The organism is Haladaptatus sp. W1, from assembly GCF_001723155.1.
GTDB lineage: Archaea > Halobacteriota > Halobacteria > Halobacteriales > Haladaptataceae > Haladaptatus > Haladaptatus paucihalophilus.
Genome location: NZ_MEIH01000326.1, coordinates 1 through 2015, shown reverse-complemented (window position 1 = coordinate 2015; position 2015 = coordinate 1). Strand labels below are relative to the sequence as shown.

Below are 2015 nucleotides of genomic sequence, written 5' to 3'. Positions count from 1 at the left end.
GGTACGTCATACCATGTCAGAACAGATGCCGGCAGAAATGCTCCGACTGAAAATCCAACTGTGGCATCCAAACTGCTGGACACTACAAGTGACTGAACAAACCCAGGCGGGGCTCCTTGGCCACGGCGTTTTCACCACGAATGACGGTCAGGCAAAATCAAGATTCACCGTCTATGGGGACTCTGTCTCTGAAATCGAGGATTTGATTCAACAAACGAGAGAATCGCCTTTGACTGACTCTGTTCGGGAAATTCAGTACAGTTACGACACGAGTCAATCTCCTGTGGCAGCCCCCGGAAACGCGACCCGGGAAATATTTGTCGAGTTCAACCCTGAAAATAGCATCGACCATTCATTCGTTTCTCGTGGATTTGTCTATGATGGCCCCGTTCGGATCTATGATGGGCTTGAGCGATGGACGGTTGTGGCCCATCAAGGTCGGAAAGAGGTGAAAGAACAACTTGCAGCTATCGAGGAGGAGATGGACGCCGACATCGAATTCTCCAGATATCTACTTACGACCGCTCCAACAGTCAACAATCAATACTCAATCTCCTTTCCGCGCGCCAACGAGAGATATTCGACCATGCTCGAGAAAACGGCTATTATTCGTGGCCACGTGAAGCGACATCGCGTGGCCTTGCTAAAGATTTAGACATCTCGAAAACGACGTTTCTTGAACATCTTCGCAAGGCTGAGGCGAAGATTCTCACTCAAATCGAGTAATTTAGTGAACTGTTCGGAATCACGCCTTGAGGTACTCGTTCTGTTCCACCTGTAAATCCCTCAACGAGACAGATCTCCCGGCATATCTCCCCGAATATCCTTTTTTGGAGGGGTCTGATATAGTCCTGCTTCACTCTGAACGAGGCCCTGCTCGGCAAGTAAACCAACCATTTTGACCGCGTTTTCGACCGGATCTATAACTGGCACAGCGGTACGCTCGGCGACCCTTTTCTGTAGACCGGCCATTCCAGAACAACCGAGGATAAACTTCTGCTCCAGCATCCTTCGCTCGCTCCCCTGCTCGTGATAACGCATCCACTGTTTCATCTTTGTCTTCTTCTAACTCGAGCACCGATAGGTTAGTCGACTCGACGGAGGCGAGTCGATTACTTAGCCCGTACCAGTGGACCATATTCTCCATCATTGGGATTGCCCGTGGGAGGGCGACCAAGATGCTAAACCGATGGCCAAGCAAGGTTGCTGTCGCCAGCGACGCTTCCGCAACGCCAACGACAGGAACATCGAAGACTTCTTTCAGCGGGTAGAGTCCAGGGTCGCCATAGCAGGCGATGACAACCCCATCAACTTCTCCCCGATAATCAGCAATCGTTTCGAGCATCGCGATGGCGGCGAGATGGTACTCGTAATATGATTCGAGTGATTCCGGACCGATATCTGGATTCGTGACGATTGTTTCTGTTTGGGGAGATGCTGCTTGCTCTGCTGATTTTGCGATGTCTTCAGTCATCGCCTCTGAGGTATTTGGATTAAGGACGAGAATTGTATTCATCAGAGGGAACCTTGTATTACTGCTTCTTGGTCGCGGACTGGAAATCCTGCACCGCTTCTTCAACAGTGAGATACGGTCGATGGATGTCCGGGAACTGCGTATCGAGTTCGTAGCTGAAGCGCGTTATTTGTGAGGCCTGCACTGCTGATTCGGCGAGCGTATCTGGTTGGTCAAAGACTTCCCGCGGTGAGCCTTCGATCAATTCTTGTCCATGTTTGAGACAGATAACTCGATCACAGTACTGTTGTATAATTGGAATGATGTGGGTGACGATGATGATCGTTCTGTCTTCTTCTTCTTTGAGCCGACGAAGGAAATTCATGATCTCGATAGACTGCTGAGCATCTTGGCCGGTTGTCGGCTCATCAACGATGATTGTGTTGGGTTTCATCGCCAAGATCGAAGCGATTGCGACTCGCTGGCGCAACCCTTTCGTCAATGAGTTCGGTGTTCGTCGAACAACTCCTCTCTTACTCCAGCGACTTGTGCAGCTTCGTGA

The 2015-nt window shown here is 50.3% G+C and carries 2 protein-coding genes and 1 pseudogene; 1 reads left to right on the top strand and 2 read right to left on the bottom strand.

What is annotated here, in order from left to right; genetic code table 11:
* Positions 1-414: 414 nt before the first annotated feature.
* Positions 415-726, top strand: a complete 312-nt coding sequence (locus BG842_RS30660; RefSeq protein ID WP_217493341.1) for a helix-turn-helix domain-containing protein — start codon at positions 415-417, stop codon at positions 724-726.
* A gap of 60 nt (positions 727-786) precedes the next feature.
* Here BG842_RS30660 and BG842_RS29055 read toward each other — a convergent pair.
* Together BG842_RS29055 and BG842_RS17925 are read right to left on the bottom strand one after the other, a co-directional pair.
* A pseudogene (locus BG842_RS29055) lies at positions 787-1474 on the bottom strand (aspartate/glutamate racemase family protein).
* A 58-nt stretch (positions 1475-1532) separates the two neighbouring features.
* On the bottom strand, positions 1533-2015 hold a 483-nt coding region (locus BG842_RS17925), incomplete at its 5' end, for an ATP-binding cassette domain-containing protein (RefSeq protein WP_139136176.1).

Coding starts and splice junctions, on each gene's coding strand:
- BG842_RS30660 (WP_217493341.1), top strand. CDS start 415: ATGGACGGTTGTGGCCCATCAAGGTCGGAAAGAGGTGAAAGAACAACT.